Annotated in this window: 22 protein-coding genes and 1 pseudogene; 5 read left to right on the top strand and 18 right to left on the bottom strand. The window is 45.0% G+C overall.

Going from position 1 to position 26,538, the window contains the following annotated elements:
* Positions 1 to 77: 77 nt before the first annotated feature.
* The 4 genes and pseudogenes from sigZ to AACQ93_RS18830 form a co-directional block, all read right to left on the bottom strand.
* Positions 78 to 619: pseudogene (sigZ, locus tag AACQ93_RS18845) on the bottom strand (RNA polymerase sigma factor SigZ).
* Between the two features lie 162 nt (positions 620 to 781).
* Positions 782 to 1,447 carry an SDR family NAD(P)-dependent oxidoreductase gene (locus tag AACQ93_RS18840; RefSeq protein WP_064607731.1) on the bottom strand — a complete coding sequence of 222 codons (666 nt, stop codon included), beginning with the start codon at positions 1,445 to 1,447 and terminating at the stop codon, positions 782 to 784.
* A complete protein-coding gene (locus AACQ93_RS18835; RefSeq protein ID WP_064609615.1) occupies positions 1,444 to 1,959 on the bottom strand; it encodes a hypothetical protein in 516 nt (171 codons plus the stop codon). Before AACQ93_RS18835 ends, AACQ93_RS18840 begins: the two co-directional genes overlap by 4 nt.
* Before the next feature lie 24 nt (positions 1,960 to 1,983).
* Positions 1,984 to 2,916, bottom strand: coding sequence for a LysR substrate-binding domain-containing protein (locus AACQ93_RS18830; protein WP_064607729.1), 933 nt, complete (start codon positions 2,914 to 2,916; stop codon positions 1,984 to 1,986).
* Positions 2,917 to 3,154: 238 nt separating this feature from the next.
* On the opposite strand from AACQ93_RS18830, the gene xapA reads away from it, so the two are divergent.
* Positions 3,155 to 3,991 (top strand): xanthosine phosphorylase, encoded by an 837-nt coding sequence (gene xapA / locus AACQ93_RS18825; RefSeq protein ID WP_064607727.1) that lies wholly within the window; start codon positions 3,155 to 3,157, stop codon positions 3,989 to 3,991.
* 101 nt (positions 3,992 to 4,092) lie between these two features.
* Here xapA and ald read toward each other — a convergent pair whose 3' ends face one another.
* The gene (gene ald / locus AACQ93_RS18820) at positions 4,093 to 5,205 is read right to left on the bottom strand and encodes an alanine dehydrogenase (protein WP_064607725.1); all 1,113 of its coding nucleotides are present in this window, start codon (positions 5,203 to 5,205) and stop codon (positions 4,093 to 4,095) included.
* Positions 5,206 to 5,385: 180 nt separating this feature from the next.
* Between ald and AACQ93_RS18815 the strand changes: the two genes are divergently transcribed.
* Positions 5,386 to 6,579: an iron-containing alcohol dehydrogenase gene (locus AACQ93_RS18815; protein WP_084419328.1), complete on the top strand. Its 1,194-nt coding sequence runs from the start codon at positions 5,386 to 5,388 to the stop codon at positions 6,577 to 6,579.
* Between the two features lie 33 nt (positions 6,580 to 6,612).
* Here AACQ93_RS18815 and AACQ93_RS18810 read toward each other — a convergent pair whose 3' ends face one another.
* Both AACQ93_RS18810 and AACQ93_RS18805 read right to left on the bottom strand, forming a co-directional pair.
* Entirely contained in the window at positions 6,613 to 7,368 is a 756-nt protein-coding gene (locus tag AACQ93_RS18810) for an alpha/beta hydrolase (protein WP_064607723.1), read from the bottom strand.
* 13 nt (positions 7,369 to 7,381) lie between these two features.
* Positions 7,382 to 7,732: a DUF2784 domain-containing protein gene (locus AACQ93_RS18805; RefSeq protein ID WP_255377266.1), complete on the bottom strand. Its 351-nt coding sequence runs from the start codon at positions 7,730 to 7,732 to the stop codon at positions 7,382 to 7,384.
* Positions 7,733 to 7,951: 219 nt separating this feature from the next.
* Here AACQ93_RS18805 and AACQ93_RS18800 point away from each other — a divergent pair, with 219 nt between their 5' ends.
* Positions 7,952 to 9,817: a methyl-accepting chemotaxis protein gene (locus AACQ93_RS18800; RefSeq protein WP_064607719.1), complete on the top strand. Its 1,866-nt coding sequence runs from the start codon at positions 7,952 to 7,954 to the stop codon at positions 9,815 to 9,817.
* 226 nt (positions 9,818 to 10,043) lie between these two features.
* Complete coding sequence (locus AACQ93_RS18795; RefSeq protein ID WP_064607717.1) at positions 10,044 to 10,994, top strand: hypothetical protein; 951 nt, start codon at positions 10,044 to 10,046, stop codon at positions 10,992 to 10,994.
* Positions 10,995 to 11,106: 112 nt separating this feature from the next.
* Here AACQ93_RS18795 and AACQ93_RS18790 read toward each other — a convergent pair whose 3' ends face one another.
* The 5 genes from AACQ93_RS18790 to mrcB all read right to left on the bottom strand — a co-directional run bounded on the left by AACQ93_RS18790 (position 11,107) and on the right by mrcB (position 18,676).
* The gene (locus AACQ93_RS18790; RefSeq protein WP_064607715.1) at positions 11,107 to 11,697 is read right to left on the bottom strand and encodes a YceI family protein; all 591 of its coding nucleotides are present in this window, start codon (positions 11,695 to 11,697) and stop codon (positions 11,107 to 11,109) included.
* A 92-nt stretch (positions 11,698 to 11,789) separates the two neighbouring features.
* Complete coding sequence (locus AACQ93_RS18785; protein WP_064607714.1) at positions 11,790 to 13,427, bottom strand: methyl-accepting chemotaxis protein; 1,638 nt, start codon at positions 13,425 to 13,427, stop codon at positions 11,790 to 11,792.
* A gap of 436 nt (positions 13,428 to 13,863) precedes the next feature.
* Entirely contained in the window at positions 13,864 to 14,403 is a 540-nt protein-coding gene (locus AACQ93_RS18780; RefSeq protein WP_064607712.1) for an NUDIX hydrolase, read from the bottom strand.
* An 82-nt stretch (positions 14,404 to 14,485) separates the two neighbouring features.
* Entirely contained in the window at positions 14,486 to 16,156 is a 1,671-nt protein-coding gene (locus AACQ93_RS18775; protein WP_064607710.1) for a hypothetical protein, read from the bottom strand.
* Between the two features lie 177 nt (positions 16,157 to 16,333).
* Positions 16,334 to 18,676, bottom strand: a complete 2,343-nt coding sequence (gene mrcB / locus AACQ93_RS18770) for a penicillin-binding protein 1B (RefSeq protein ID WP_084419326.1) — start codon at positions 18,674 to 18,676, stop codon at positions 16,334 to 16,336.
* A 243-nt stretch (positions 18,677 to 18,919) separates the two neighbouring features.
* Between mrcB and AACQ93_RS18765 the strand changes: the two genes are divergently transcribed.
* The gene (locus AACQ93_RS18765) at positions 18,920 to 19,363 is read left to right on the top strand and encodes a hypothetical protein (RefSeq protein WP_064607704.1); all 444 of its coding nucleotides are present in this window, start codon (positions 18,920 to 18,922) and stop codon (positions 19,361 to 19,363) included.
* Between the two features lie 158 nt (positions 19,364 to 19,521).
* Here the strand turns inward: AACQ93_RS18765 and AACQ93_RS18760 are convergent, their stop codons facing one another.
* From AACQ93_RS18760 to AACQ93_RS18735, 6 genes are all read right to left on the bottom strand, one after another.
* Positions 19,522 to 21,225, bottom strand: coding sequence for a phospho-sugar mutase (locus AACQ93_RS18760; protein WP_064607702.1), 1,704 nt, complete (start codon positions 21,223 to 21,225; stop codon positions 19,522 to 19,524).
* Between the two features lie 310 nt (positions 21,226 to 21,535).
* On the bottom strand, positions 21,536 to 22,057 hold the full coding sequence (locus tag AACQ93_RS18755; protein WP_007463892.1) for a DUF2058 domain-containing protein: 522 nt from the start codon (positions 22,055 to 22,057) through the stop codon (positions 21,536 to 21,538).
* Between the two features lie 209 nt (positions 22,058 to 22,266).
* The gene (locus tag AACQ93_RS18750; protein WP_084419476.1) at positions 22,267 to 23,670 is read right to left on the bottom strand and encodes an LruC domain-containing protein; all 1,404 of its coding nucleotides are present in this window, start codon (positions 23,668 to 23,670) and stop codon (positions 22,267 to 22,269) included.
* Between the two features lie 80 nt (positions 23,671 to 23,750).
* Positions 23,751 to 24,131, bottom strand: a complete 381-nt coding sequence (locus tag AACQ93_RS18745; RefSeq protein ID WP_064607700.1) for a hypothetical protein — start codon at positions 24,129 to 24,131, stop codon at positions 23,751 to 23,753.
* Positions 24,132 to 24,410: 279 nt separating this feature from the next.
* Positions 24,411 to 25,745, bottom strand: a complete 1,335-nt coding sequence (gene astB, locus AACQ93_RS18740; RefSeq protein WP_064607698.1) for an N-succinylarginine dihydrolase — start codon at positions 25,743 to 25,745, stop codon at positions 24,411 to 24,413.
* A 332-nt stretch (positions 25,746 to 26,077) separates the two neighbouring features.
* Positions 26,078 to 26,464 carry a hypothetical protein gene (locus AACQ93_RS18735; protein WP_064607696.1) on the bottom strand — a complete coding sequence of 129 codons (387 nt, stop codon included), beginning with the start codon at positions 26,462 to 26,464 and terminating at the stop codon, positions 26,078 to 26,080.
* Positions 26,465 to 26,538 lie beyond the last annotated feature (74 nt).

Here is a 26,538-nt window from a genome sequence, read left to right as displayed (position 1 = left end):
CTTTTTCTCTCATTGTTTTCAAAAGTACTTATAAGACGAAGAGGAATTGAAAAAGACGAAAAAAAATCATGCTTTTTTCAGCATTTATTGCAAGAGTTTGATTTTAAATCACAATCTATGACGTTGCCGTGCTGATCAAGAGAGAGGTGGCAGCAATCTTCAAAGGATTTACGCAATAACATCCGACCTTTCTGCACCCGGGATTTCAACGTGGAATAGCTGATCCCCTGCTTTTCCGCATACTCTTTTTGAGACAGGCCATGCACATCAATTGCAGAGATCAATTCAGACACATCTGCTGGCAACGCCTGAATAAAAGGAAGCAGGCACGGAGACAGAGCTTCTTTGATATCAGAATCTTTCTGTTCATACCAAAGGTCGTCAGAACTTAGTCCACGTGTTTTTGCTTTACCCCGATAAAAATCAATGATGGCATTACTTGAAACCTGGAAAAGCCAAGACTTAATACTGTCCTGCTCTTTAATCGCATGCAGGTTTTGGTAGGTTTTATCAGAATATCCTGGAGCAAATCATCAACATCATCGGCATCAGATACCCGTGAATGTAAAAAAGCCCTGATTGCCGCCTGATACTCTTTCCAAACAAACTCGATATTCATTTGCTGCTCCGTTGAACTGCTTCTTACTTAAATACTAACCGCGCGCATGATACGCCTAATAGAAAAATAAAAAAGCCTGCACAACAACCTCCGTACCCGTTTTATCCTCCGGAAAAGATGCCGCTGCACAGGCATTTAGAAATACGCTCAGTCAGTAAGGGACTAATTCCGGTTAATCGTAATATCAGAGACGAAACCGTGTTCTGTTGCTATCAAAGCCTGTTTTAACATCATGGCTGCTTCATCCGCTGTCATAAAACTTGAGGTGTCCATTTCTTTGCCGCTGGTTGTCCAGAAATCAGTTGCCATCCCACCCGGATAAACAGCAATAAGCTTCATCGGACTCCCTTTCAGTTCCAATCGCACAGACTCCACCAGCCCTTTGACCGCCCACTTCGCGGCACAATAAGTTGATTCACCCGCCTTAGCAACCTGAGCAGCAGTAGACATCACAATCACAACATTAACTTTATGAGTACGATAACGAGCGACCAGCTCACGCAACAAATAGATAGTCGATATGACATTATTCTGAATTAAGTCATTGATAGCCTGAGGGTCTTGCTCCTCAATCGAACCAAAATACCCGCTACCTGCGCAATGGATAACCGTATCCGGCACTTGTTCCAAACCATCCAGTAATGCAGCAACAGCGGCAGGATCGTCCAAATCAGCAGGATGACTCTGCACGTCACCGCTCATTTTTCCGACCACACCTGACAAGCGTTGCTGATTACGTCCACTAAGCAGCAACGTCTCCCCGTCCGCGTTATATAACTTCGCAAGTGCCGCGCCAAGGCCGCTACTTGCCCCTGTAATCAAAATCATATTGATGCTCCAAAATCCTTCACGAACTGATTCACGTCATTTCTGTTCAGCAATCTGTATTTATCTTTTTCAAAACTTTGATAGAGCCTCTGATGAAACTCGCGTGAGTTCTTATTATGGCGGTGCTCGTATTGTGACGCCCAGGTCAGCAAGGCCTGAAAGTTTGCATCTGCCGCCTCAGGATCCAGTTGTTTTGAGCTTTCAGAGCCTCTGCTTAATAAAGCTTCATAGCAATCCTGCCATTGGAAATCGAGATAAATCATCATATCTGCGCATTCCACTAGAGGTTCGATTAAGGCACCGAAAACACCTTCAACAACCCAGTCGGATGCCTGTTTAATCTCTTCGATGGCAATAGCTACCTGTTCTTCACTACGTTTCTGGTTATAACCGCCTGGCATCCAGAAAACAGAATCGAGATTCACAACATCTGAACCATTGTTTTCTGCCAAAGCCGCTGCCAACCATGTTTTCCCGGAACCTGAATTTCCCAAAATTAAAATTCGACTCACCTTAGACTCCAATGTGTTTTTTCCTTAAAGCGCTGAATACTGGCTGCGGATCATCTCTATGAAATGCGCCACAATCAGCGAGTTATTTCTTCGGTCATAAAGCGCACACAAATCAGCCGGAAGTGACTCTTTCAACCGAATAAACTTCACGTTATCCCATTTATTGCTACTGAAACTCTCTGGCACAACAGAGATCAACTCGCTGGTAGCCACTACCGCCATAATCGTGCCGGGTTCAATCACCTCCTGCACAACCTGTGGGTGGCACCCTTTTTCCTGACAAGCATGAATGAACATTTCTGCCGAAGCTGAATTATGCGTATCGAGAAAAACAAATTCCTCATTATCCAACTCAGCAACAGAGATAACCTGCCGCCCGCTCAACGAGTGATCATCTGATACGACAACACATAAGTTTTCCCGAAACACGGTTTCAAAACAAAGCGGATGGATATTGAAAGAATCGGCATAGCGAGACAGGCCAACATCAATACTCTTATCGAGTAAACGCTTTTTCTGTTGCCGCGGAGAAAGTTCCACAAAATTAAAATGATAGTTGGGATATTGGTTTTTAAACCGTTTCAGCACCGAACCAAAACCAGCGTAAAACACGGAGCTCACAAGCCCGATATTGATAACGTTATTTTGCTCCCGTCCGACCTTAATCGCATTGTTTAACGCGCTGTCGATGGTATCGAAAATCCGCACACACTCTTTTTTCAGCTGCAAACCGACTTTGGTCAGTTCCACATTGCGCGAATCACGAATAAACAAGTCATAGCCGAGCAGTGCTTCAAGTTCTTTGATTTTCGCACTGAGCGGTGACTTAGTAATGTTTAAGCGTTCGGCTGCCTGACCAAAATGCTCATGCTGAGCGACTTCATAAAAATAGCGCAGCATTTTCAGTGAAATACGCCCTTTCGACACAAAGCTTTCTGTTATCTCGTTCTTCACCATTTTTGCAGTCCTGCACTATGGTTAGGTTTACCGCTATTTTGCATATTCTTGTTATAGACAATGTGACCTGAATAACAGCCTTTGTTGCTATTTGCCCAATTCAACCAGAGTGCTCACATTCTCGCCAAGTAACTGTTCTGTTTTTGCTGACAAACATGCTTTTTTTAGCGATTTTTCGCGAACAATAGTGAAGCTAAAGTGAAGGCCTGACCCAAAGAAGTATCAGAAGGTAACAGACATGCATAACGATCCAGTTAAAAACGCCCTTGCCACCATTCAGGCTCGTAAACCCGGCTTCCAGCCAAAGGCTGCTTTTATTTTAGGTTCCGGCCTAGGGATGTTGGCCGACGAGCTGAAAGGCAAAACAGTCATCCCTTATGAGGAGCTGGATGGTTTCCCGGTAAGCACGGTTGAAGGTCACTCAGGCGAGCTGGTACTTGGCACCATGAATGGCGTGGATGTGGTTTGCATGAAAGGTCGCGGACACTACTACGAACACCAGACAATGAAAGTAATGACTACACCGGTTCGCACGTTTAAAAAACTGGGCTGTGAATTCCTGCTGGTAACCAATGCGGCTGGCTCCCTTCGTCCTGATAAAATTGATGTTGGCTCTCTGGTGATCTTCCATGACCACATCAACACCATGCCGGAATCACCGATGACAGGCGCAAACGATGACGAATACGGGCCGCGCTTCTTCAGCCTGGCTAATGCTTATGACAAAGAGCTACGCAAAGAAGCATTCAGCGTCGCCGAAACAGAAGGAATTAACGTCAACCCGGGCGTCTTTGTTTCTTATACAGGCCCGAATTTCGAAACCGCTGCCGAAATCCGCATGATGCAGATCATGGGCGGTGATGTTGTCGGAATGTCCGTTGTACCGGAGGTGATCTCAGCCGCGCATTGCAGCTTACCGGTACTGGCAATCTGCGCGATCACCAACATGGCGGAAGGACTGAGCGATGTTAAGTTGTCTCACAAACAAACGCTAAAATGCGCAAAAATTGCGGAAGCCGATTTCATTCACCTAATCAAGGCATTCATAGATACGCATTTTAAACCGGCTGAATAACAGTTAAGTAACTGACAATTAAGTCTACTTAGAGCCTTTTATGCTGTCGGTTTGATGGCCATATTTGAACAATACCGACAGCAATTCCTCGACCAATACAGTTACTCTGTCAACTCATTAAATGCCTTATATCGGGGCAACATCTGCAATCCTTCAGCTACCGGACGATAGGTAATATACCCGCAGTAAATATTTACTCCCTTAGCAAATCCTTTATCAGTCCTGAGAGCGGTAAGGCCCTCTGATGCTATGCGAGTTATATAACCTAACGTCGCGTTGGTCAGAGCGATAGTTGATGTTCGCGGGTAAGCGCCGGGCATATTCGTGACACAGTAATGAGTCACTCCATGTTCTTTATAGACTGGCTTTGAGTGCGAGGTTGGTTTTGAAGTTTCAATACAGCCTCCCTGATCGATACTGACGTCGACAATCACACTCCCCGGCTGCATTGAAGCTACCATCTCTTTTGTCACAAGGTGCGGTGCCCTGCCCCCTGGATGCAATACACCGCCAACCAGCAGATCAGTATCAGGCAATTCGCTGGCAATAGCCTCCGGTGATGATAGAGCCACTCTGTGATTTTCCGAACGGCCCTGCTGCAAAGCACTAAAACGCTCTTTATGACGGGTAAAAATCACTACTTCACTACCGATTCCGTCAGCAACTTTTGCCGCATGACGGCCAACAACACCGTCACCCAAAACGACAACCTTACCGTAACGCTGACCTAAAACCGTCCCCAACTGCATCCCTTTGCCATCGGCAAACTTCGCCAGGTAATAACTACCGATTGTGACGGCCATATTGCCGGCAACTGCACTCATGGGAGCAAGCAATGGCAACCTGCCGTTTTCGTCCTCAACGGTTTCGTAACCAATCGCAGTGGTACCTGCCTTTAAAAGAGCTTCTGTCAAAGAAGGGGCTACACCAGCTAAGTGCAGATAGGTGAAGAGCATTTGTGATTTCAGGTAAGGATATTCACTTTCAAGCGGCTCTTTGATTTTAACCACCAGCTCGCTGTCCCAGGCCTGTGCAACATTGGTAACCTGACAACCGACCTCCTGGTATGCCTTATCAGAAAAGCCGGAACCCACACCGGCACCCGACTGCATTTTCACAATATGCCCGGCACCGACCAATTGTTCGGCACCCAGAGGCGTCAGCGCGACCCGGTTTTCTCTGTTTTTTATCTCCTTGATGACACCGATATCCACCGAGGCTTCCCCTTGTCATATTCGCAATGTATTGAGTGTAGTTCGGAAATTACCATGCACTGTTGAGCAAAAAAGACAATGCAAGAAACGTCGGTGCGATCTCATTAAAATATGAAGCATGTCGAATACATGAGCCACTTCAACTCATATAATCAAACATCTGTTTAAAAGGATTTTAATATGTTGCTATACAAAACAATCATAGGCATCAACAAACAGCTCAATAAACTAGTCAATATCCCGTTTACTCAACTGGAATCAGGCGCAGATAGTTTGACAAAAGCCGGAGAGTTAATGTCATCGGTCGGTGCGAAAAAAGCCATGATCGTAACAGGGCGATCCAGCTCAATGGCTATCATGCCGCAACTGTGCGAATCACTGAAAGCGCATGATATTGATTATGCAATTTTCAATCAGGTCATGCCGGATCCGACTATTGCTACTGTGGCAAATGGTGCAGACTTCTATAAACAATTTGAGTGTGACTCAATTATCGCCATCGGTGGAGGATCGCCAATTGACTGCGCCAAAGTCATCGGTGCCAAAGTGGTCAAAGACAGACCGGTGCGAACTATGGCCGGTAAACTGAAAATCAGAAGAAAGCTGCCACCATTCCTGGCGATTCCAACAACGGCCGGAACAGGCTCTGAAGCTACTGTCGCCGCGGTTATTACCGATCCTTCAGCACAACAGAAATTAGCTATCATAGATCCTGTGCTTCTGCCAAATTTTGCTATCCTTGACCCCAAGCTAATGACAAGCCTGCCACCGGCGATGACAGCCGCAACCGGAATGGATGCCCTTACCCATGCCATCGAAGCTTACATCGGCACTTACCACACAACACTAAGTGATAACTACGCCACAGAGGCAATACAAAAGATTTTCACCAACCTGCCAATAGCTTATGAAAATGGTCAGGACCTTAAAGCCAGAGAAGAAATGGCGTGGGCATCTTACGAGGCTGGCTGTGCTTTTACCCGGGCGTTTGTCGGCTATGTCCATGCTATAGCTCACCAACTTGGCGGGATATATCACATCGCTCACGGACAAGCTAATGCTGTACTATTGCCGGGCGTACTTCGCCTCCTGCAACCTTATTGCAGGCAAAGATTAGATAACCTGGCTGATATTATTGGCCTAACTGGAGGCGACGCATTTATTGAGGCGGTAAGCAATCTCAATAAACAACTAAATATCCCTGAAGGTTTTAAGGAACTAAAAGCCGAAGATATTCCGATGATAGCCAAACGAGCTTTGGAAGAAGCGCACGGCACATATCCGGTTCCCGGTTATTTAAGCCAGAAGCAGTGTGAACAGCTACTTCATTCATTACTGATTGAAGAAACCGAAGAAGAAGCACTGACGGTGTAACAACTGAATACACAGTTCATGAATTCATACGCTTCAGTCTAAAGCCTGTTTTAAACCTTCCACATAAGCGGGGTATGCCGAGATGGTATTATGCCCCGCTCCTTTTATTACAAATACCGCCTCCAACTGCTCACCAAAACGTTCAACCAACTTCTCACTTCTGGTTCGAGGGATAACCCGGTCATCTTCAGCAATAAAAATATACGTATCGGCGGTGATATCTTTTACCCTCTCGGAAGAAAGATATTTGTCTTTTATCAGCATGGATACCGGAAACATCCAGTAATGATCTTTCGCGACATTTTCAATACTGTCGAACGGCGTCACCAAAATCAGCTTATCCACCTTCCGGTTCGCCGCTACATATGTTGCAACGCCGGATCCCAGACTCCGCCCCATCAGAGATACAGATTCATGCTGCTTACTGATCTGCTGAAATATCTCTTTAGCATCACTATACAACGCCTGCTCTGTGGGCTCTCCGGCATTATCACCATAACCACGGTAAGGGATAAGATAGATACTGTATTGCGGCAAGACCTGCTCAAAAAAGGGAATATTGTCTTCAATGTTTTCGGCATTACCACCGTAGTAAATCAGCGCCTTCGGCAAGTCCGCATTGAGCACCCAGCCCTTCAGCTTCATGCCATTCACCAAAAAACTGATACTATCCGCCCCATATGACTGTCGTACCGGTTGCGGGAAATAGAGGAACTTTCGCTGCAAAGAACAGAAGGTCAGCGAAAAAACCACATAAATAGCCATCAAAGCAATCAAAAAACTTTTCATCTCTATCGCCTTGTTACCTGCTCTTCAACTGATAATAAACCAAAACATAGATGACAAAATTAATCGCCACGGCGGCTATGCCCAACACAATCTGTACATTGAAGTTCAGCTGCTCCGGATAGATAACAGGAATAATGTAGTGCTCAACGAATCCGCCGGAATAGCCTTGCTCACCGGCAGCCCTTCTGAGCCGGATTTCCAGCGGTGTTAACGGACAAATCCATCCTTTAAAGCTGATCAAAGCAACCCATACCGCAGCAGGAATATGGAGAAAAACAAACAGACGTCGCCACATCACCAGCAAACCGCCCAGCAAAGCAAAAATAATAAACAGCAGGTGTGCAACAACAACAAGATCAGCCAGGATACGATAAGTCAGGACTGGCTCCTTTATAAGTGAGTATTACAAGAAGAATAGCAGAGTTGTATTTGGAGCTATTGAAGATAGCTGCGAACAAAAATCCCACGGTTTGTCGAAATCAAAACCAGAAAGCTAGTGAATTAATTGAATACATTGAATAAGTCGTGTGAATATTCATTCGAGCACTTATACTCTCGCAAAATATCCAAATAAAACATAATTATGATAAAGAAAATTAATATCTTCTTTGCCGTTACGTTGGCTGTACTACTGGTTATCTCAAGTGTTATTTCTTTTAATTTCCTAGATAGCTGGAAAAACAATAACATCCAGAAAGCAAATGATGAAACAGTAAAAATTGTTACGGAAACGTTCGATTCTAAGCTTACTGAAATGCAACGTCTGACTACACAACTGGCTTTCATGCTACCGGTTAAGCAATGGGGAATCAGTTCTTCAGATATGCTGAAAAGATTTAAGAAAACCATTGCCATCAACCCGGCGATCAAAGATCTGTACATTACGGATCTGACCGGGCAGGTTTTCAGCGGACAAGAAGGCGGTTACGTCAACAAAGATGTTTATGATCCCAAACAGATGAATAAGAAATGGTATTTCGCTATTGTGGAAAACCACCACTCTTTTTATATGTCCGACCCACGAGTCAATATTTCAGGTGACTTGATTTCTGTGCTGGCTGCCCCTCTCTATGAGAATGGTCAACTCGCCGGCACCTTATCTATCGATATTAACCTCAGCAAAATTATGCCTGAACTGAACCAGGAGTACGCAATTACAGATAAGCGCGGACAGGTTCTGCTGACAGATGCAACCACGCATGATTGGCTAGAGAAAAACATTTTTGAGTTAAGACCCGAATTTAAACACGTAGACCATAAGCCTTACCTTTATAAAACCCCGAAGGGAGATGCTTTCAGCGTTTCTAAACAGTCTATTAGTAAGCATTTTGACTTGTATGCCTTTACACTACAAAACGACGCAATAGCCATGCAAAAAAGTCTGTTTACCGGGCTGATCTCACTCTTGATCTTTGTTGGTGCTTTACTTTCTGCAATCGTATTTATTGTTGTTCGCCGTGAAGTAAACAATAACCTCGGGGAAGAACCAGAAGCTCTTGCTGGTAAAATTCAGATGTTTGCAGATGGCAACATCACATCGGTAAAGTTCAATAACAATGGTTTGATTTCGAAATCACTTGGTGAAATGCAGAGTAACATCCTCAATATTGTCACCTCTGCAAACAATGCCATGGCTGATCTTTACCAGAATCAGGATCAGATTAACCTCATCATCCAGCAAAATACGGATAATGCAGATAAAGAAGTTGCTGATATTGAGCAGGTAGTCGCTGCAGCGACTGAATTATCAGCCACGGCATCAGAAGTCGCTCAAAATGCTGTCGATGCAGAAACAGCCACAAGTGCAACACTTCAAGTTATCAATAACAGTGCCACGGTATTATCACACTCAGAAACCATTTCTAACCAAGTCAACCAGTCAATTCAAGAGTCAGCAACTGTTGTGAATGAATTGAAAGAATACTCGACTCAAATCAGCTCAGTCGTCGATGTCATTAACTCAATTTCCGATCAAACCAACTTGCTGGCATTGAATGCCGCCATTGAAGCTGCCCGTGCCGGTGCTCATGGCCGCGGTTTTGCTGTGGTTGCAGATGAAGTTCGCGCACTTGCCGCTAAGACTCAAAGCTCAACTGTCGATATCCATGAACTGATTACCAAACTTCAGGAGCAGTCTGAAAAAGCTGATTCATTCATGGTAAATAGCGCAAATCTGGTTGGAGAAGCAAAAGCCATCTCCAATGAACTGAATGACGCATTTAAGGAAATCTCACACCACGTTGAGTCTATCTCCAAAATTAACGCTATGGTTGCCACTGCATCTGAAGAGCAGTCATCGGTAACTCAGGATATTTCGCAGAGAATGGGAGGCATTAACAGCAATGTGCACCAGAACCTTAACAATGCGCATGAAACAAGTAATGCGAATAGCGAAATAGCTAAGCTGACAGAAAAAGTCCAAAAGGAATTACTGTTCTTTAAAGTTTAAAAAACAATTAACAAAGGAGCCCATCAATTTTGGGCTCTATCAAATAAAATCTATCCCAACATACAGAACCGAACGACAACTTAGTAAAAAACTTAACCATAAATTCCTTCTTGGCATAAAACAATAATATTCAAATGCAACGAAGAAGTGTTTTTTTCTTGCTTTTCGTATAAAATCACACATTTCTTAAATGTTGGCTATTTACATTTATTTCCAAGGAATAAAAATGAAAACGAAAACCGGACTAAAGGCTATATCGGCTTTAATTATGACTTCAGCCCTTGTTGCCTGTGGTGGTGGCAGTGATGGTGGTAGTGGTGTAACTAACAATGCTTTCACAGCAGAAAGTGTAACAAGCAAATACACTGGAAATACGAAACTTGCAAACCTAAACCGTGATAATGCAGCTGATTTTGCAAATAGTGCCTATAGCATAACAAGTGAATTTGCTGATAAAGATGATTTATTTAGTAACCAACTTAGTATTTCTAATTTAATTGGTTCACTCGATCAAATTCCAAGCATGTCTCAGAACTGTGATCTTGGTTCTTTAAATATAGAAAATAGCCTTACCAACGGCCTTGGCTCTCTATCGATTACATTCAATAATTGCCAAACACAATCCAGTAACAACACTCAAAAAATCAACGGCAAAATGCAGCTAAAAATCAACAGTTTAGATGCGTATGGTGCCCCATATACATACTCTTCAATTTTTAGCAACTTTGCAGTTCAGGTTAATGATAATTCAACCTTTGAAAATGCCTCCACATTCATTCATGGAGAAAATAAAGTCGTAAGAGAAAACGAAGGACGTAAGTCTATTACAAACCTCGTTAACAGTATGGCATCATCTCAAAATGCAAGTGACAATGAAAATGTAATGGTTCAAAGTTTCACTGTTATTGAGAAAACTAATAGCATTAATCAAAAAGAATATAGTATGTCAGGTGAATTTTATGATGCTACACAAGGTAAGGTTAATGTAAGTACAGTAAAACCACTAATCTTTAGCTCTCCTAACCTGCTGGAATCTGGTTCATTTGTATTAACAGGCAACAATAATAGTAAAGTTAAAGTTGAAATTGATAACTATGTAACATCACTGCATGTTGACGCTGATGGTGATGACTCTTATGAATATACAGCCCCGTACTTTAGATTAGAATCGGAATAAGTAATTATTCCCATTGCTCTTAAATTTTCAACAGGCTGCTATGGGCAGCCTGTTTTTTTTAACTTTTCGCTCGAATGAGCACCTGCAATCAACTCTATAAAATAGCAAAAGTTTATTTCACGAAAACCATATTGACGTTAACAGGCACGCTCAGAAGAATTGAATTTAACTTAGCGATTTCCCGCAGCGCTTCAACGCCTTTTTCCAGACCGAACTGCTCAGCGCCTATATTTACTGGCCAGATTGTCGAAACTAAAAGGCCGCCGTTTTCTAAGCCCGTGACTTGCATTTGCGCCTTTAACTCCTGTTTCATGCCATGAAGTTCAAGAGAAAACACAACCTCTATTGCCTGTGTTTTGCCTGCCGTCATATTACTTAGCATTACCGGGTCAACATTGGCAGACAGAGTAGTTAAAGGGTATTTCTCGGTAACGAACAGCTCCTTTTTCATACGCTCATCCCGGATCGGGATTCGAGTATCGACACTGGTTAAGTCGATAGTGACACTGACTTCCCCAGCCTTAGTGATCGAGCCGCCAATATTTCGGAACTGATTATATTCAATCACAGAACCGTTCTTGACCGTCGAATAATTTACACTCGACTGAGTATTATCGAGCCGCCAGTCTGCTATCGCTCCCGTACTGACTCCCATCCCTAAAACCAGTGCAAAAAAAAGCCATACCCCATCAATCCAACGCATAAAAAAGTCCTATATTGATGTCATAATTTTATCAATATAGGACACAATTTTGCTGTCAGGATTATTATTCTTGAGCCAAATGCCTGAAAACGTTAATTCAACTTAAACCTGTTAATCATCCCGATTAATTCACCTGATACCTGCTTCAGGTTATCACTGGCACTAGCCATTTGCTCGGATTCCTGAGCAACAGAAAGCGACATATCTCTTAAGCTGACCACATTCTGATTGATATCATTTACAGTGAGACTCTGCTCTTCCGTTGCCGTAGCAATATGTTGATTCATCTCTTCAATTGTCTGCACTTCACTGTCTATCCGATTCAATGCCTCACCAGCTGAAGCCGATATTTCTGATGCATTTTCAGCTTTACTCGCCCCCTTACTCATCACTTTCACTGCATTTTCAGCACCATTTTGCAGCTTTTCGATAATCTTCTGTATTTCCAAGGTGGATTCCTGAGTTCGCTGCGAAAGGGTTCTGACCTCATCCGCAACAACAGCAAATCCCCTGCCCGCATCGCCAGCTCGAGCAGCTTCAATCGCAGCATTCAGTGCCAGCAAATTGGTCTGCTCGGCTATTCCACGTATCACTTCAAGGACGGTATCGACATTGCGGCTATCAGCCGCCAGCTGAGCGACCACCTCACTGGCATTACCGATATCCTGTGCCAATAGGTGAGCTTCATTGATGTTTCGAGCAATGGTGACTTTACTTTCCTGTGTTTCTTTAGCGGCAGATGTGCTGGCATCACTGGCTTCCACTGTCCTGCGGCTAACTTCTTCAACAGTGGCTAACATCTCAGTCATTGCCGTCGCTAACTGTTCCACATCTTTCTGTTGCTGACCCAGATTGCTGTCTACAGTACTGATCGAGGAAGACATCTGATTTGCGGAGGTTGCAACCTGCATCCCGGCATTACTGATATTCTGCATCATGGTCTGAATAGAGCAAACAAACTGATTGAAGTGCCGTGCAAGCTCAGTCAACTCACTTGCACCGTCTTCTTCAAGCCTTTGGGTCAGATCGCCTTCCCCTTTTGAAAGCTCTTCCATCGCATCAACCGTTCGCTGCAAAGGCCGGGTTATTGAACGAATGAAATAAGTCACAATGAGCGCAAGTACGGCAAGAATCAATCCAGCATTCACAAGTGAGGTCATTTCTGCGCGGTAAATATCTGCTTGCAGAGCTTCCATATTCATTCCGCTGCCGACCAGCCACTTCCAGGGGCCAAATTCGATCGCATAGCTGGTTTTAGGATCCAATTGATCTTTGTTTGAACTGTTTACCCAAACATAATCAACAAAACCACCGCCATTACGTGCCTGTTGATAAAGCTCACGAACAAAAGGCACACCACTGGGATCTTTCAGCGCCATCACATTTTTACCCAGTAACGATTTGGCACCATGAGCTAACTGCACCCCATGTTCATCGCCGATAAAAATATAATTACCATTATCAAAACGCATAGCAGACACTATATCCAGTGCCGCCCGTTTCGCCTGTTGTTCAGTCAATTCGCCGGAAACACTCAAATCATAATAGTGGCTGACTACTCCGACAGCACTCTCCACAAGCGTCCGGACACCTCTTTCATAATTGGCTCGCATATGCTCACGGCTTTTTGCGGCATTCATTAGAGTACTGGCGACTAACCCGATGGCAAATAAAACCAAAATCGCCCATACCCGAGCAGAAATACTCAGTCTTGATAACCTGCTAGTCATAACAATATTCCCTCTGTTATTTTTATGGCTAGTCAGATCCGGTCAGAACCCCAGGCAGTGAACCTAGGGAGGATTAAATAATGCTACCTCTTCAACAGCACAAGCCATCCAATACGGCATCGCGGGATTTGTGCCAATGTTCATTTGAAATTCTGTGCCCATCTCTTAGCCAACTGATTGCTATTTCAAAAGCTTTTTATATGTAATTACATACATACTAGGCAGCAATATTAGAGTATTCGCTCATTATTAAACGGAATATTTATAAAATTTGAACTTGCTCAAACTATGACCAAGAACAAAAAGTAAATAAACCTTATAAAAACCAAGGGGGTTGGGAGGATATAAAGGGAATCATTCTAGTTACTCAGCCCGCTCAAAGGACTCTGAAGGGCTGAGTTCGATAACAGAAAAGAGCTCTCTGCTGAAAAAGGTATTACGATGCTTTCTGAAGACTCTCTGGCAGCAGTTCAGCAGCAATCTGCTTAAGAAGGAAAGTCTCACGTTCAATAGACATACCTTTCTTATCGCTGTTAGCAATAGTTTCTTCGTTATGAGCAATGGCATCAAAGATATTGATCCAAACCGGCCTCATACCATTTTTGATTTCATAGTCTTCCAGGCGAGTTTCACCAAGCTCAGCATCAATGGTGCAAACATAGCAGTAAGATTCCATATGCATGATGTCGAAATCAGGCTTGTACCACGGGCGATATTCTTCATAAATACCAAAAGACGTAATATCGCGAATATTGCGGGCACCGGTTTCTTCTTCAAGCTCACGGACCAAACCTTCAACCGCATCTTCACCTTCGTCAATACCACCACCCGGCAAGGTGTAGTCGTGATAACGCTCGGTGTAGAGCATCAAAATGTCTTCACCGTTCAGGATAATGCCCCTTGCCGCCTTGCGGTGAAACATGCTGCCCTCAAGCGCTTCAATGTCAGGGTGTACGGTTGATTTAAGTAATCGCATGGCTTTGCTCATTTACATCTGTACGTCAAAGCCGTGCATTCTATCTTAAAACGTGATGATTAACACCTATAGAGGAGCCGTGTTATACCATGTGCCGATTCATTCTCTCTACCAGCCTCAGGCTCGGCGTACAATCATATATTCCCAGTGCTGTCGCCACACACTGCGCACCTAAAAAACGACGATTGAATACTTGGCCACTGTGATTAAAGACGGTCTGAAGCCCTTCTTTGAGCAATCGGGCTTTAGTACTAAATGGCGTTCTGAATTGCCACTGATTCTGGTATCGCTCTTCAACAGGTAAAGGACAAGGAATATGATCCGGATAGGTTTGCCAAGGTGTTGTCAGGGCCTGAGGATAGCAACGCTCTAGCCAATTCATATAAATGCCGTGCCACAAAGCCGATTCTGTTTTCATAGAAAACATGGCTTCAAGCACACCCCGGCTGTAAAACGGCAGACAAAAATCCAACCGGAAACGATCCATTTCCTCAAATGGTAAAGCAAGGTGATGATGCTGGTCGTTCTCCCACAAAAAAAGTTGATAAGCTTTCAGAAGCGGTAAATGGTCATATTCTGCCAGAGATTCAAGAATCGTATTTCGTAACCTTTTCTGGAGTTCATCTCCCTCCCTGACAAGCCGAGCTGGTATATATGCCATCTGCTGTTCTATATAACTATCAGCCAGTAACTCCGGGTTGCCCGAATGACAGGCATCAACAACTTTTTGAGACGTATAAATCTGGCCAACGCAAACACTGCCTCCGTTACCGGACCAAAACAAACGCGGCCGATTAAGTTCTGCGTAATAATCAAAATTATCAGCAGTCCAGTTGATACCAAGCCGCTGCTCCACCGTCAGCATTTGAGTATCTGAAACATAAATTCTGTGCAACGGAATTTTCTGAGCATCAGCAAAACTCTGGCTCAATAACTCATCCTGACTTTCACCTCGAGAAAAGTTAAGGCACTCCAGTCCCACGCCCTGCCGCTTCAACTCAGTCGCAATTAATCTGGAGTCCAGGCCGCCGGATAACGTACTAACTGTATTCCTGTCATCCCCTAGATAAAGACTAACGGTATGTTTGAAATTGCGATCCAGCCTTTTAATACCATCATCCAGCGAGCAATCTCCGTACGGTGCATCAGCCCAACGGAAAATGCGCTCACGCTTCATTCCTTTTGAGGTTATCGTCATCATTTCACCGGGCCTTGCAACCCTGACTTGCTGATAGCGCGTTTTGTCGCCCAAGGTGTAAGCCAGCGTTGCCAGCTCTGCAACAGCATCAAGGTTAGTGTCGAGAGATATCTCAAGGTGAGGGAAAAGACGAAGACATGAGCTGAAAATAACAGCTCCCTTATAAACCGCATAATAGTAAGGCCTCAGCGCCAAAGTATCGCAGTAAACCCGAAGTTCATTGCGGGTTTTACGGTATTGAAAAGCGCAATATGTCCCCTGAGCCTGCTCCAGAACTGATTTCCAGTCATTGGCAGTAAGTAGAGTGTTAAGATCATGCGTTATGGAAGATGACAGAAGTGGATGACCAGTAACAGCTGCCAGCATCTGCTCATTTTCAGCCTGAGACTGCCCGCCATAACTTTGGTAATCAACCTGACAGAAAAACAAATGCTTGTCGTGATAACACATTCGTTCATCGTCAGGATTACGCGAAATATGGCTGGTTATCTGCTTTTGAATCGCCTGCAGTTCCGGCGTCCAGCGAGGAGTAAAGATTCCGGCGATAATGCTCATAGTCTGCTCCTGTCATTTCCACCTACTAAGTAAGGCAAATTACAGACCAACCCAAAGCATTAATTAAGCCATTGAAAATAAATGATTATTATAAGAGAACAAGTAAACAGGTTTTATATTTCGCTTATTGCATAGCAAATTGGAGCCAGAATAGCTCCAATTTGCCCTTTCAGAGGATCACCAATCAAACAACCGCTTGAAGAACTTCTCAACGTTCTTCACACATCCCTGTTTTAACGTTCCGTTCGGATCCCAAGCCGGTAACGCCACCTGTCCAATACAAGCCTGACTCAACCTGCCGCGTTGATCCTGATGATAAGTAAAATCACTTACCCCAGCCGGAGTAGGCATCACCAAAGGTTCCGGATCCCGGCGCTGAATATAGTCTGCATATAAACGAAGCGGGCCCGAAGAACCTGTCAACTTCACGGGCTGGTTATCATCCCGCCCCATCCAGACGGTTACCACTTCCCGCCCATCAACGCCGACATACCAACTGTCACGACCTTTATCGGAAGTACCGGTTTTTCCTGCCAGCCTCGAAGACGGCAAAATACGGTTCAGGTAACGCCCGGTGCCTTCGGTGACCACTTTCTGCATACCGTATAAAGTCAGCCACGATGCCTGCTCACTTACAGCTTGTGCGGATTTCGGCATGCTCTGATAAATAACCTGACCATCATTATCGACAATCGCACTCAGGGCTGTCAGGTTACTTTTGCGACCGCCGCTGGCGATGGTCTGATACATCTGAGTGACCTCAACCGGCGTTAAGGTAAAGGCGCCCAGCAACATAGACGGTAATTTCGGGATCTCATTGCGATCCACGCCGAGTTTTTCCATCACATTGATGACTTCATCCAACCCAACAGCCATACCGAGGTTAACCGTCGGGATGTTGTAAGACTTCGCCAGAGACAGATAGAGCGGCACTTCTCCGCGGTATTGACGATCATAATTTCGTGGCGACCAACTCTCACCGTTTTCCGCTTTCAACGTCAGCGGACGATCCTGAAGATTTGTTGCCAGCGAAAACCTGCCCGGTTGTTCCAGTGCTGCCAGATAAACAGCGGGCTTGACGACTGAACCAATAGGACGCCTCGCATCCACTGCACGGTTAAAGCCGTCGTATCCCGGACGGCTGCCACCAACCATAGCCCGGATCTCACCGGTTAAACGATCAGCCACAACCACAGCGGTCTCCAGCTCTTTGCCAGCCTGTTTTTCCAGCTTAGGAACCATCTGGCGTACTGCCTTTTCTGCCTGCTCCTGTGAAGCCGGATCTAAGGTGGTAAACAGTCGCAATCCCAAACCTGGCTGGTAATTGTCTACATACTGTTTCAGCTCATTCTGAAGCTGGCCAAAATAGGCTGGCTGGCGTCTGGCAATTTGCCCTTTTTCCTGTAAATCCAATGGTTGCTTAATCGCCTGGTGGTAGTCCGCCTCATCCAGTTCACCATTTTCAGCCATGAGCCTAAGCACAAGATTACGACGGCGCTCTGCACGTTCAGGATAACGCCATGGATTATAATAAGAAGGCCCTTTTACCAGACCCACCAGCAATGCTTGCTGATCAATTCTCAGCTCAGACAGTGGCAAACCAAAGTAGAACCGAGCCCCTAACTCGAAACCATGAACAGCATCCGCGCCGCTTTGCGCCAAATACACCTGATTAAGGTAGGCATCCAGAATCTGATCTTTGCTGTAACGGTAATCAATGATAAGCGCCATATAGGCTTCTTTCATCTTACGCCACAGGCTTCGCTCACTACTCAAAAACAGATTCTTGGCCAGTTGCTGAGTCAACGTACTGCCACCCTGAACGGTTCTTCCGGCTTTGAGGTTAGCAACAAATGCCCGAGCAATAGCGACTGGTGAAATCCCATCATGCTGGTAAAAGTTCCGGTCTTCGGTAGCAATCAGAGCATCAATCAGAGGCTCCGGCATTTCTTCTTTCGGCAGATAGATGCGCTGCTCGTCAGTTTTATCCTCAAGCATACCGAGCATTTTCGGTTCAACACGGAGAATACCCAGCTCCCTGCCACTACCGACTTCATAAATCCGTTTGACTTTGGAATAACCGAATTCAACCACGACATGGCGTTTGTCCTGCTCACCATCCCTAAATTCAAATGAACGACGAATAAACTCCACCCGGAGACGACTGGTTGAATACTCACCGCTTTTTTTCGAGTTATCGACTTTACGGTATTTCAGAACTTCCAGTTCATTAATCAGATCTTCATAGCGTATTGGTGCGCCAGGATGAAGCGTAAGCTCACGGGCATAAACGACAGAAGGCAGCTGCCATAACTGGCCTTCAAATTTTTCAGTTACAGTCTGATTCAGAGAGACACCCAGCCCGACCACGCCTATACCAGCCAGCATAACGCCGCCAATACAAGCTGACTTCAGCCTGTTACGTTTTTGGGGATTAGTACTCGGCTCTCCGCCTGCGTTTTTATTCGGCGACGATGGCTGTCCTTGCTGCGATCGCGGTTGTTTCTCTGGTGTGGTCATAACGAAGTTTGCCGGATGTGAATGGAGCTATTTGGGTGCCGACAATATCGAAACAGACACCTTGATATGTCATGCAACTGTCAAACAAACTTGCAACCACCACACCTGCAATACCGCTTCCTCCACCCATTAACACAAAAATGCTGTCTGGCTTTTCAGCTGAAAATCACTCAGAATACGCGACCGATTTTAGTATATGTCAGACAGAATCCAATTCTGATTTGGCTGCAACAGAGAAAGAAAATGGAACGTGATTACAAACTTGAATGCCTGATGACAATGCCACGCCATGAACTGGAAGAGTTCAGCCTGCGAGTCATTGGCCGTATGGTTCCTGAAGATGTCATGCAGGAGCTGTTTACTTTCGAACAGGAAGAAGTCGACAGCGAAGATCGCATGAAGTCAGCACAGTTTGATGCCATGCTTCGCATGACCGCCATTGCCCTTGGTGAAGTTAAACTGGCTTTTTCTGAGTCTGAAAACGCCCGACAAAACTCAGAGCGAATGACACGTCTTATCCTTTGGCACTTCTACGCCATGTCATTCAATCTGGAAGAAGCAGTAACTCTGGAGCAGCACTGTGAGCAAGTTGAAAAAATCCTGGAAAAAGCACCAACGGATGCATTCGGCTGGGTAAAAGTTCTGACGGAACTACTACACACTTACGCTGAATTAAGTGAGAAATAAGCGCAGCACTGATTGACTGGGATAACCTATCTAGTCACAGAATAAAGACATCATACTCGCCAGCACAAAAACATAGAAAACCGCCGGATAAACTGTTTATCCGGCGGTTTTATTTTAACTATCTTTCGCTCTTAAAGAGCTAGTCTTTTTTCCGCGAGTTACAGCGATGCCTGATGACGGCTGATCAAATCATCCATAGCTGCTTGTGCACGTTGCTGCGCTGTCGCAAGGGTATCGTCGTCAGTCATATTCTCAATGACCTCGTAGTAACACTTGATCTTCGGCTCAGTCCCTGAAGGGCGAACCACAACTCTTGCACCACCATCCAGATGATAAATCAGCACATCACTGGCAGGCAGATCGATGTTCTCTACTTTACCGTCAGCATACAGCTTCTGCGATGTTTTCAAGTCATCGGTGATCAGTACTTGACGTCCGGCGATAGATTCCGGCGGTGTCGCTCTCAACGCATCACCAATCGGCGGTGTATCCGGTTGTAATGCAATGCTCTTCTGAGCGTTAAAATGTAAACCATGCTGACGATAGATCGCCTCAAGCTGATCCCAGACCGTTTTTCCTTCCGCAGCCAGTTCTGCTGTCAGCTGGGCAAACGTCACCAGTGCGGATAAACCGTCTTTATCCCACACTTCACTACCCACGGTGTAACCCAGTGCTTCTTCATAAGCGAACAGAAAACGGCTGTCGTCAGTCTGCTTTTGCATCGCAACATTGGTCAACCACTTAAATCCGGTCAGTGTCTGATAGTAATTCGCCCCTGCTGAACCAGCCACTTTGCCCAGTAAGCTAGAAGAGACAATGGTCGTCCCGACCAGGTTTTGTCCCTGCTCGGTGTGATTCAACAGGTAATGGCCCAACAGCACACCCACCTGATCTCCGGTCAGCATCCGGTAATCACCATCATCGGTTCTTACGGCTACTGCAAAGCGATCCGCATCCGGGTCGTTAGCACAAGCCAGTGTGGCATTGTGTTTCTTGGCCTCTGCGATCACCATGTCCATTGCCCCCGGCTCTTCCGGGTTCGGGAAGTTCACTGTCGGGAAAGTACCGTCCGGTTCACGCTGCTCGGCAACAGAGTACACCTGAGTAAATCCGGCATCTGCCAGCATCCCTTCCGCCAGGTTCGCACCTACGCCGTGCATAGCTGTGTACGCCAGGCTGACGGATCCGGGTTTAGTATGATTGGACAGCAGCTTACTCTGGCCGATGGTCTCACGGTAGGTGTGATAAAACGGCTCACTCAGCATGATCAACAAGCCTTGCTGCTTGGCTTGCTCCAGCTCCAGGTGCTTAATGTCTTCTTTTGCTGCAATATCAATTTTCGCGGCAATACCGGAATCATGAGGCGGAATAATCTGCGCGCCGTTACCCCAGTAAACCTTAAAGCCGTTATAGGCAGGCGGGTTATGGCTGGCTGTAACCACCACACCGGCTGCAGCTCCAAAATGTTTTACACCGAATGCCACCATTGGTGTCGGGGCTTCGTGCGTAGTGATATAAGCTTTGATTCCCTGCGAAGCTAAAACCGCGGCTGTGTCATGAGCGAAGCGCTTAGAATCAGGACGACCGTCAAATCCGATGATCACACCACGCTCTGCTGCATCCTCAACAGCTTCCAACAAATACTTGCCCAAACCTGTCGCTGTTTCTTGAATCACCAGCCGATTCATTCGATTCGGGCCAGCACCGACGATACCGCGCAGTCCCGCCGTACCAAAGGCCAGACGACCGGAAAAACGATCCGCCAGCTCAGACTCTGCATTGGAATCAATAAGTTGTTGTAGTTCTTCACGAGTTTTCGGGTCAGGGTCTCGCTCCAGCCAGCGAGTGATGTCTGTATTCATTATTAATATTCCTACTCCATAGATTACACTCACAACCTACTACAAATGATATTCATTCGCATTAACTTATTTGTTAATTCGAGTGCCTGATACACCAAGCGCGCAAAGAATAACCTGTTAATACTCATCTGAACGGAAGAATGATTAACCTGTTCCTTTCGCGTCGATAAAAGGTCGATGATTGAAGTATAGAGGGAATAGCAAAGTGAGCCATTTCAAAGGAAAGATGCAGAACCTAGACTCTGGTTAGAGTGCGTTATATTAGCCATAAAAAAACGGAGCGCTGAAAAGCACTCCGATTCAATTGAGATTACCACATCAGATCATCAGGGATCTTGAAATCTGCATATGGATCATCTTCATCTACAGTATCTTCAGAAACGGTATTGTTCAGGACAATAGATTCCTCATCACGCTGGCTAATTTTATCGGCGACAACGCCAGGTACAATCGCATATCCTTCAAGATAACGAGCAATCGCTAACACACCGCTGATCAGCTGGTCCTGCGTTTTCTTATCGACATAGATTTTCTTAACCAGGGTGCCATCGGTAAAGTTATAACCGATCTCACCGTCTTTAATCTCAATCTTGTTCATTTCGATCAGCTGCTTAACCTGAGAAGCAATGGCTTTCTTCTCGGCTTCAGCCTGTTTCTGGCGGTTTAGCTCTTGATCCTGTGCAACCTGAGCAGCACGTTTCTCTTCAACAGCCGCTTTCGCTTCCTTGGCTATGGTGCGTGATTTCTTTGATGATTTACCGGCCTTTTTCATCTTCTTTTTATCAATAAGACCAGCTTTCAGCATCTGCTCTTGTAAGGTTAGCTTTGCCATTTCAACTCCGTAGCGGTGCTATGTCATAAAAATAATGAATCAACTAACATCACTCAGCGAATGATAATCAGATGATTCAATTTATGCATGTATTATCACTTTGCACCAAGAAACAGGTCAAGGTGTGGAGCTGAATCATTTGGAACTGAAAAGACAAAAGCGACCGAATTCGGTCGCTCGTTTAAAATATCCGGCTCATCCCGTTGAAATCAGTCCCACTTCCAGAATGATTTTCCGATCCCTTTAATCTTGCTTTGTGAAGGAGCTGTATACCAGGATGTCTGCTCATCACCATCGCTGCCTACGTATCCAAGAAACGTTGTATAAGCCTCACCCAGATCAACCCTCTCCAATGGTGGCTCCCAGTCATCAGGAATGATAACGGCAAACGGATACCCCTGAGCATTTTTAAAACCACCGGCTGTTTCTGAATTATTTACCGAGGTTCCCATTCTCGACGAATGTTCAGGAAGGTGAATTTCATACCCGGTATTGTTTACATACAGATAAGGGTCATAAGGTGGCAGCGCGATGTCGGACAAAGCAACCGGAGTATCGAAATCAAACGCGACACTGAATTTGTGTCCCTGAGCGAGACTGGTGTCAGACTCAGTATTTACAAACTCTTTGCCGGGAATTTGCATCAGGGATTTCGTCCCTTGCAGTAAGCGCTGATCAAAACTCCCTGTTTGCGAGAAAGATTTAGGGTAACCACTCTCCTGCACCGTCGAACCCGGCTTAAACAAGTTAAGCGTTCCTGAACCAGAGGTCCCGGCCGGAAGCCCTATGTGCAGATACCAATCATGGGTATAACCTGAACCGCGTGCAATCATATAGCCATAGACAATCAGTGAACTGACTTTATCGTCCTGCATGCCGTAGCCAACACGATAACCAACCACTAAATCATTAAAATCATAGTCACTTTTGGCAGGATAATTGTCCTCATACGCGGCAATGTAATATTCAACTGATGAAGGGTAATAAACCCAACTGTCTGTGGTGTTTTCTATCTGACCTTGAGTAATAACCAGTGGTGCCTCGCTCTGTCCCGGCGCTTCTGCAGTCAGTGTATCTGCATCACTCTTACTGAGCAGTGCCACATCTTCCGGACCATTTGTAAAGTCATAAAATGCCTCAGGATCACCAAGAGATGTATTTGTTTCAAGAAAAGTGATCGATAGGACAGCAGAAGAAGCATTAGCAAGGGACATACTCACCGGAATCGTTATCACGGCATCAAAAGAAGTTCCGCTCCAACCGCTATTTGGTGTCAATGATGAAGAACCGGTCCTTCCAATTAATGTGTAATAAGTGGAACGATTTGTTTCCCCAGCCTTAGCCACCACAGACTGGGTAGGCGTAGAAAAATCAGTAAACGTATAAGTATTTCCATCGGATTCAATAGTAAGACTCAGAGACTCTATCGTGACTCCTTGAGTCGAAGCTTTTTCTGTCCCGTCAGAGGCTTCGTTAACATCAACAGCTAATGCCAGAGCACCATTGTTATCATCTCTTATGGCTTCTAGATCGGAGGCTGTCAATGTTCCTTGCTTAAGATTAAATAAATCAATATTTCCTACACCTTTGGATGTAATCGTATCTTGAAGCATCACTGATTCCACCGCTGAAGCGACTGAAGGTATCAGTAATAACTGCACTAATAATAGTAATTTGAACAACGATCTCATGTTCATAAAGCCACCTCCCCTGATATACGCTCATCACCGGCAAAGTCACTGAACAAATCATATTTCAGTACCTTTTCCCGGGTCGGAACCGAAACCGGCAGGGAAAATGTTGAGTTTTTATCTATCTGACCAAGAAAAAGAACACTACCTGAATCGAGGTAAACCTTAAGAAAAAGGGTGTTTCCCGCCATATTCAATTCATCTGGCTGCAGTTCAAAAAGGTGATTCTGGTATTGTTGAAAACGGGCATTAGCCGGAGCCGGATTATCGTTCAATAAGGAGCTTGACGGGTTACCAGTAACAGTTGTTCCATCCTCACCGCCACCACCACCGCCGCAACTGGCCACACCGAACAGCATTGAGGCCAGGAAGAAATGCTTCATAGTTGCTCTCCCTTTCTTGTGTATTAGGAGAAACTAACCATGTTTTATGCCAGATAATTTTAACTTTATAAGTCAAAAACTTATGATGAATTTTCATTTTTTTGTCGCAATTGAATACTGATTTTGCAAGCCAAATAGCATTTTGATATGTCTTGCCGCTAAGAATCAGCCTAATTTTTCATGCACTTAAGCAAACACTCAAGCGGAATTGTGGCTTAAAATCGCGACGACTTTGCATAGGATAAGCGGCACATTAGGCTGTGCCGCCATAGGATATTTTTAACGCTGGAAAGGATAAATAGCACCAAGGGAAAGGATTTGTGTCAGATCATCAAGTGCGGAGCGGGATTCATCAACCAGCTTTGGATCGGCCAAATCAGCTTCTGTCAGCTTATCCCTATAATGCTTATCAACCCACTGATTCAAGCGATCAAAAAGCCTGTCATTCATTAATGTTGCCGGATTAACCGCCTGGCGTTCTTCATCAGTCAAAACGACACGTAAGCGAAGACATGCTGGACCGCCACCATTAGCCATGCTTTGTTTAAGGTCGAAAACCTCAACCCGATCAACACCTCGATTCTCAGCAACTAATTGCTGCACATACGTCCAGACTTTGCCATTTTCCCGGCATTCATCAGGCAAGACCAAAATGGTCTCTCCGGACGGCAGATACAATAGCTGAGAATTAAACAGATAACTTGATACTGTATCATCAACAGAAACGGCACTGGTCGGCACTTCAATGATATTAAAATCATCGCCCATTTTATCTGTCAGCTCTTCATAAACTCCGTGCCGGTTTAAAAATGCCTGCTCATGACAAAATAGGATGTCCCTGTTCCCCACTGCAATAACATCGTTGTGAAAGACACCTTGATCGATGACATCCGGGTTCTGCTGTGCCAACACCACATTATTGCGATCCAAATGGTGCAAGCGAATAACAGCTTCACACGCTTCATAGGTATGTCGGGCCGGAAACTTTTTCGGTGACGGAAAACGACTATCAAACGCATGCCGACCGTATACAAAGAACTCTACCCCCTGTTCAGCATATTCCCGGCAAAAACGAGTATGGTTAGCGGCACCTTCATCACCAAAATGTTCAACTGATGGCAAGGCTGGATGGTGAACAAAATGCTTTGAATCAGCAAAAGTGGCTTTAAGGATCCGCCCGGTAACTTCATGCTCTATCGAGCGATGAAACTTATTGGTCAGGTTTGCCGGGGTAAAATGGACTCTTTCATCAGAGGTATCAGCAGACGGCGATACTGTCGCGGCATTCGCAGTCCACATACTGGAGGCAGAACAACATGCAGCCAGTACCTTAGGCGCCTGTTTAGCAGCCTGCTCAATAACAGATTGGTCACTTCCGGTAAAACCAAGCTGACGCAGCGTTTTTATGTCAGGCCGCTCTTGAGGAGCCAGTACGCCCTGCACCATCCCCATGTCAGCCAGCGCCTTCATTTTGGCCAGTCCTTGCTTTGCAGCCTGCTTCGGATTTGACGGGGCATCTTTGTTAATCTCAGAAGCGACATTACCAAATGATAATCCACTGTAATTATGAGTCGGGCCAACCAACCCATCAAAGTTTGCTTCAAGTGCTTTCATAGACATTCCATGTTTGTACTTCGCCACAGGTAACATTACCTTTACATTTTCAACAAGCGTAGTACAAATAGCCAAGCCCATAGTAATGGTAGGCTTTAGTCATGCAGGTTCCGCATGCCTATGCAAACACCAACTTACAGATTACTGATGACCTTCCTGAGCTAATCGCTTATAGCACCGATAGGACACAAAACGTTGACCTATCTATCAGCGGTAATGAACACCGAACTCAAATACATTTTTACCCACCTTAAAATCAAAGAAAGCCAATCGATTACTGACTGGCTTTTTTTGATTCTGTGTCCTTTATCAACAATCAGAGTTTTTGAAAGCTAGATATCCCACTCAATAACATGCCCTTCATCGTAGACACCATCACTGTATGCAGGAGTGAAGTTAATAAAGATGTTTTCCTTACTGATCGGTATTGAGCCAGCAATGGTATTTGCTATCAACTCCAGCATCAGAGCAATTTCCTCTTCAGTATTGAAGTTGGGTGCAACCAAATCGACCAATAATGGATGAGTTGTTTCAGATTGATAGTCTGCCAACTTTCCATTGTGGATATAGTGAGAGTTAGAGAGGTATTCCCAGGTAACCATGACATGTCGTTCTTCAATGTTTCCGGCATTCGAGATCGCCTCAGACAACGCAGAAAGTGCCTGATTAACAGCGACATCTTGTTCAAACGGCAGTGATTTAATACGAACTAAAGGCATCCTTCGCTTCCTCCCTTTCACCACAATAAGCGGGCACTAAATAGCTTCAACATCATTTCTGTTATTAGCCTAGT

Origin of the sequence: Photobacterium sp. J15 (assembly GCF_963870815.1) — a bacterium.
GTDB classification, from domain to species: domain Bacteria; phylum Pseudomonadota; class Gammaproteobacteria; order Enterobacterales; family Vibrionaceae; genus Photobacterium; species Photobacterium marinum.
The sequence above is the reverse complement of the archived record's forward strand: the minus strand, read 5'-3'. Positions and strand labels throughout refer to the sequence as shown.

Coding starts and splice junctions, on each gene's coding strand:
- AACQ93_RS18790 (WP_064607715.1), bottom strand. CDS start 11,697: ATGCGTTGGATTGATGGGGTATGGCTTTTTTTTGCACTGGTTTTAGGG.
- AACQ93_RS18795 (WP_064607717.1), top strand. CDS start 10,044: ATGAAAACGAAAACCGGACTAAAGGCTATATCGGCTTTAATTATGACT.
- AACQ93_RS18760 (WP_064607702.1), bottom strand. CDS start 21,225: ATGAATACAGACATCACTCGCTGGCTGGAGCGAGACCCTGACCCGAAA.
- AACQ93_RS18735 (WP_064607696.1), bottom strand. CDS start 26,464: ATGCCTTTAGTTCGTATTAAATCACTGCCGTTTGAACAAGATGTCGCT.
- AACQ93_RS18830 (WP_064607729.1), bottom strand. CDS start 2,916: ATGGTGAAGAACGAGATAACAGAAAGCTTTGTGTCGAAAGGGCGTATT.
- AACQ93_RS18815 (WP_084419328.1), top strand. CDS start 5,386: ATGTTGCTATACAAAACAATCATAGGCATCAACAAACAGCTCAATAAA.
- AACQ93_RS18800 (WP_064607719.1), top strand. CDS start 7,952: ATGATAAAGAAAATTAATATCTTCTTTGCCGTTACGTTGGCTGTACTA.
- AACQ93_RS18745 (WP_064607700.1), bottom strand. CDS start 24,131: ATGAAGCATTTCTTCCTGGCCTCAATGCTGTTCGGTGTGGCCAGTTGC.
- AACQ93_RS18785 (WP_064607714.1), bottom strand. CDS start 13,427: ATGACTAGCAGGTTATCAAGACTGAGTATTTCTGCTCGGGTATGGGCG.
- AACQ93_RS18775 (WP_064607710.1), bottom strand. CDS start 16,156: ATGAGCATTATCGCCGGAATCTTTACTCCTCGCTGGACGCCGGAACTG.
- AACQ93_RS18765 (WP_064607704.1), top strand. CDS start 18,920: ATGGAACGTGATTACAAACTTGAATGCCTGATGACAATGCCACGCCAT.
- AACQ93_RS18840 (WP_064607731.1), bottom strand. CDS start 1,447: ATGATTTTGATTACAGGGGCAAGTAGCGGCCTTGGCGCGGCACTTGCG.
- mrcB (WP_084419326.1), bottom strand. CDS start 18,676: ATGACCACACCAGAGAAACAACCGCGATCGCAGCAAGGACAGCCATCG.
- astB (WP_064607698.1), bottom strand. CDS start 25,745: ATGAAAGCACTTGAAGCAAACTTTGATGGGTTGGTTGGCCCGACTCAT.
- AACQ93_RS18750 (WP_084419476.1), bottom strand. CDS start 23,670: ATGCTTCAAGATACGATTACATCCAAAGGTGTAGGAAATATTGATTTA.
- AACQ93_RS18755 (WP_007463892.1), bottom strand. CDS start 22,057: ATGGCAAAGCTAACCTTACAAGAGCAGATGCTGAAAGCTGGTCTTATT.
- AACQ93_RS18780 (WP_064607712.1), bottom strand. CDS start 14,403: ATGCGATTACTTAAATCAACCGTACACCCTGACATTGAAGCGCTTGAG.
- xapA (WP_064607727.1), top strand. CDS start 3,155: ATGCATAACGATCCAGTTAAAAACGCCCTTGCCACCATTCAGGCTCGT.
- AACQ93_RS18810 (WP_064607723.1), bottom strand. CDS start 7,368: ATGAAAAGTTTTTTGATTGCTTTGATGGCTATTTATGTGGTTTTTTCG.